We start from the raw sequence: 5,517 nt of genomic DNA on the forward strand, positions 1-5,517 counted from the left end.
AAGGTTCATAAAGATATGGATTCATTAATGAACGCATCAATTATGACATCTTTAGCAAATGATAATAAAAATTTAGATGCTACCAAATTAAAAGCTATCTTTGATACAAATTATAATGGTTTAGAAAATGCAATAACTAAATCTTTGAGTAAGGCAAGATTTAATAATAACATTAAATTAAATGGATTTGATAGTGGTCAAGAAGCATATAGAAATTCTCAATCAAGATGGAGTTAAATGGCAGATGTAAATAATTCATATAATAATTACGTTAGATTTGTACTTAAATCTACTTTTAAAGATAGTCTTATTATAAAAGAGCCTATTGGGTGGAAAGATGATGATTTAGAATTAGATAGACATAAAGATTATCATGGTATTTTCACAAACTTCACTAATAATTTAGAGTTTACTAATGAGGCAAAACAATATATAAATGATGCCTATGAAATATATGGTATTAATGAAGATTTATTATTAATAAAGCAAATTACAAAAGATGATGGTACTGATGTAGTTTGGCAAACAAGATATACTGCATACGCAGATTTCAATACACTTGTAAATGAAGAAACTACACTTTCAATAAAATTTAATTCTAATAATTTAGCCGAATTAATAAAATCACACGAAAGCGATGATTTTGAAATAGAAACCGAAGAAGATATTGATGGTAATGGAATAGGTACAATAGAAACTAATAGTGTTGAAATAAAAGGTAGAGATATATCGCAAGTAGGTGAAAGCATCTTAAAGAAAGATTTAGCAGATTTTACATTTAATTATAGTGGTCTTGGATTTAATTTTTTTAATGGATTCAATAATTTATTTGTAGGTTTAGAATTTACAGTACTTACAGATATAGTTTCAAGAGGTTCTGATAGACATTCAAGCGTAGATGTTTGGATAGTTGGTGATGAAAATGAGAAAGCATCTAATATGTTTTATGTTGACCAAACAGGAACATACGATGCTAATCTTGAAGGTTTAGATGTAGAATTGCAATTTGATTTAGATTTTGATTTAAAAGGTAATGTTTCAATATCTTTTGAAAGATTTAAGTGGAATGATACTTTAGGTAAATGGGAAGCGAATGGTTCACATCCATTAGGTGATTATGAAGGCGATTATGTAAATTCTACAAATTTCACATTAAATGAAACTAATACATTTTTAGATGTTGGTTTCGATGAAGGTCTAATGTTAGTTTTTAAATCAAATTATGTTTATGGTTTCCCTACATCAACAATAAAAATAAATAAGCATACTTTAAAAGTAAATGAAAAAACACGTTATGAATCTTCACCAAATTTAGATTTCTTATTTAATCACGATTTATCAAACAGATTACTTTATATAATAAGTGGTAATGCTAATTCTTATTATTCTAAGTATTTTGGTAATACAAATATGCTTGATAGTAATGGTAATCAAATATATGTACAAGATGGTGAAGGTGGTTTAATAGGTGTTATGAGTGGTTTATGGGCGAGAGCATTTGTTAGAGATACTGACAAATATAAATCTTTAACAATATCATTAAAAGATAACTTAAACTCTAATCATTCAGTTTTTAATACTGGTATTGGAATCGAAACAGTTAATTTTAAAGAAAGAGTAAGAGAAGAAGATTTAAGATATTTTTATCAAAATGAAGTTGCAGTTAGATTACCATTACAAATAACAAAAGTAAAACGTACTGTTGATAAAAGTTTATTCTTTAGTGGTATGAGTTTTGGTTACGATAAAGCTGGTGATTATGAGGATTCAATGGGGTTAGATGAGCCAAACACAAGAACAGATTATGTTACACCAATTAGAAAAACCATAAATAAGTTTATAAAAACATCTAAAATACGTACTGACGAATACGGTCTTGAATTAGCACGTAGAAAACCACAACAATTATTTGGTGATGAAGATACTCGTTATGATGATGGTAATTGGTATTTAGATTTAAAACGTGTAGATGGTGCTTTAGGTTTTGAGCAAAATGATTATACGGATAGGCTACAAGAATTACCAACAGGTATTAATTCACCCACTACATATAGAAGTATGTACTTTACACCTTTAAGAATGTTATTTAGACACGCTTGGGTATTTAGAGGTGGTATGGAAAAGTATTTATCTAAAGTAATAAAATACATTAGTGCAGTTTCAAATAGCCAACTTACAACTTGGACTATTGGTGATACAAAACCTTATGCTGAAAATGACGATATTTCACTTAGAGATTTAGACCGTTCAAGATTTTTACCTGAAATAGTTGAATTTGAGCATCCTGTTGACGATGATTTAATGGATTTAATAAATGGCAAAACATCTATTGAATATGGTGGAGAAGTAGAGGATATACCTAATGTTTATTTTAAATTTGAATATACAAATGAGAATGGGATTTTAGAACGTGGTTATTTATTGAACCTAAAACCTAATAAAGAAGGTAAATGGAAAATGCAATTAAGTAATGAAAATATTATAACATAATGGCGAATAGTAAAATAATAATAACTTTTAATGCCGAAGCAATTGTTGGTAGTTATTTATCTTTTGATACAGTTAAGTTTGAAAACTTATCTACTGTAACAAGAACAGAAACTTTTGTAACAACAAGAACTGCTAATTTTCAAGCAGAAATGACACCAACATCATATCCTACTGTTGGTGAAGTATCTGCAATAGATTTTGCTTATTATTTTAATCTTGATTATAATGGATTTAATTTATATACAATAACAAGATTATTAAATGTTGTAACTATTGAGGCAAATTCAGATATTTTCTATTTTGAGAATTTTCAAACTAATAATGCTGGATTTATATCGAGTATTTCTAATTTTAATCCATCAACTTTTCAGTTTATAGGTGATGCTACTTATTCAGAAGCAACAAAAGAATGTTCTACTGTTAATGCCACATTTACAACAACAGAATTAGCACCAAAAATATATATTAATAATGTTTTAACTAATGAAACAAACGTTAATAATCCTGTTACTTTTCCATTTATAAGAGGAATTATAAATTATATAGTTTTAGAAAACGCTTCAGGTGATACTTTAGATTACACAGTACCAAGAATAGATTATTTAACATCAGAAAATATAACTATTGCTATAAATAATTATTTGAATGGTGCTACATTAAGTATTTCTGTTACAAATAAAATAGGACTTACTTTAGAGTACTCTTTAGATAATGTAAATTGGCAAGAATCTAATGTTTTTACAGGTCAAGCATCAGGAACTAAATATTTATATGTAAGAGATCAATATGGTTGTGTAAAATCAAAAGAATACACAGTAACAGATTTAGGTACAAGGAGTGGTTTCACATATATCTCAAATGCAAATTCAATTAATTTCATTAAATCTGAAATTTGGGATGGTTGCTCAATATTTAAGAATGACGAAAATACTTTAGACTGTCAAGGATTACAACCTATATTACATAAAAGTTTTACACTTTTTCAGACTTGCGATACATCTACTATACAGATAAAAAGTAATTATGAAGATGTAACGGCTGTTTTAAGAGATTCAAATCTTAATGAAACTGCAATAACAGTAACTAAAAAATCTACAAATTTAAATAGATTTCAAAGTTTAGATGCAAAATATTACAAATATAGAGAAGGTAAATTAGGTATTTATTTTGATACTGGGAATATTTATGATGAAAATCAATCAATAACAGGAACATATACATTAAGTGGTAATTTACCTGAATTTGCTATTTTAGGTGGCTTAGTATCTTTAGAAGGAATAGGTGTTTATGAAATAGTAGATATACTTTATGACGAAGAAATTAATAAACGTGTAATTATAATTAATTATAGTTATGATGGAGCAATTTCAGATGTCATAGTATCATCAATTTATGATATTTTAGACTACGAAATATTTGAGTTTGAAATTGATTGGAGTATTTTTAGTGTTGGTTATTATGATATTGTAGTAACAAGCACAGATACAGTTATAGGAACAGAAACCCATATTAGTGATACTATATTTTTAGATACTGAACATAAGAAAACTTTAGCAATTAATTATTCAAATAATAATAATAGAGATATATTCTACAAATATGGCATAGAACACTTTATTAGAGTGCCTTATATTAATGTTGTATCTAAAAATAAAGAAGAATCTGATATTAATATAACCGATAATTCGGCATCTGTAATTGAATCGTCAGTATATAGTATGAATGAATTTAAATTCGATGTACTTTCTAATAGAGTAAAAGAAAAATTAGTTGTATCTTTATCGTGTGAAAACGTATTTATTAATGGAATTGGATATGTTAAGGATGGAAGTATTGAAGTTTCTAATATAGAGAATACAAATATGAATGAAGTTACGGCAAATATGCTTAAAACGAATATAAATTACACAACATTTAAACAAGGTGCAAGTGGAAGTAACTTAAATGATGTAGATTTAGCAGGTAAATTACTAATTCCACAAATAATAACAACAGGTATTAATTTTATAAAATCTAAATAATGGCAGAAACTCAACAAACAATAGATAATGCAAATGCTATTAAAGCCATTATTGATGGTTCTAAAACAATTAATGGATTAACACCTTTAACATCACAACTTAATCTACAAGATAAAATAGCACTATATAGAAATGCAACAGGTGAAACTGTAAATACAACTATTGAACAATTAAGAGATAGTGGAGTGGGTTCAAGTTCTATTAATTATCAATTTCCTTTATCGTTTACTATTGATTCAGTAACAAAAGGTCAAATTAATAATATATGGGGTGGTATTCAGCAAGTTGTAACTGCTCAACCTTTAAGTACTGGTGTTAACGCTGTTGGTAATGGCGGTAGAACAAAATTAATGTTAGTTGTTAAAGCTGGTACTGATATAAACGGTACTGCAACTATAACTGGTAGAAAAGTAGATAGAGATACTGGTATTATAACACCTGGATTTACAGAAGATATTATAATAGACTCTTTAAGTATTGATGGCTCATCACTTGATGGATTAGGAAATGATTTGCATAATTTTACTAACTGTTATATGTCAACAGAATGGTATGACGATGGTTTTGTCATTTCAACAACAGATTTAAATATTAGCAATTTAGATGTTTGGTCAGTAGCTTTTAATCAATTTAATGGAATTACACCAGTTACTGTTGATACTATTGATATGACTGCTACAATTACAAATGGAGCAGCAGAATTTTCTGGTCACGCATATTCTGTTGAGGTAGTTAATGGTAAATCAAGTATTGTAGCTTTTGCTGATTATGAAATGCCATCAGCAGAAAGTAATGTAGGTCTTTATAGGTTTAAATCAAGTGGACTTGCAAAAGAATTAAATACGGCAACTGATGGTATATTTGTAGATGTATTTTTTATGCCTATTAATTCTTCTTATTTTGAAAATGTAGCTTTATTACTTTGGGCTGAATCAACTCAAACAGTAAATGTTATTGTAGATGGTAGTTTAGGTTTAGATAGTATTGTTTATGGTGAAAGTTTACA

Annotated in this window: 4 protein-coding genes; all 4 read left to right on the plus strand. The window is 27.6% G+C overall.

Translation table 11 applies throughout. The annotated features are described in order from the left end of the window. Positions 1 to 237: hypothetical protein (locus Q0352_RS07460; protein ID WP_299525984.1), on the plus strand; the 237-nt coding region annotated here is incomplete at its 5' end. Further along, positions 238 to 2,490, plus strand: coding sequence for a hypothetical protein (locus Q0352_RS07465; RefSeq protein ID WP_299525987.1), 2,253 nt, complete (start codon positions 238 to 240; stop codon positions 2,488 to 2,490). Continuing rightward, positions 2,490 to 4,511, plus strand: coding sequence for a hypothetical protein (locus tag Q0352_RS07470; protein ID WP_299525990.1), 2,022 nt, complete (start codon positions 2,490 to 2,492; stop codon positions 4,509 to 4,511). The genes Q0352_RS07465 and Q0352_RS07470 overlap by 1 nt, the downstream gene beginning before the upstream one ends. Beyond that, positions 4,511 to 5,517 (plus strand): hypothetical protein (locus tag Q0352_RS07475; protein WP_299525993.1); only part of this gene is annotated, 1,007 nt, incomplete at its 3' end. The genes Q0352_RS07470 and Q0352_RS07475, both read left to right, overlap by 1 nt.

This window comes from uncultured Lutibacter sp., from assembly GCF_937891065.1.
Taxonomy (GTDB): Bacteria; Bacteroidota; Bacteroidia; order Flavobacteriales; family Flavobacteriaceae; genus Lutibacter.

What these genes read in the sequence shown, in the direction of transcription:
- Q0352_RS07465 (WP_299525987.1), top strand. Translation starts at nt 238, where the DNA reads ATGGCAGATGTAAATAATTCATATAATAATTACGTTAGATTTGTACTT.
- Q0352_RS07470 (WP_299525990.1), top strand. Translation starts at nt 2,490, where the DNA reads ATGGCGAATAGTAAAATAATAATAACTTTTAATGCCGAAGCAATTGTT.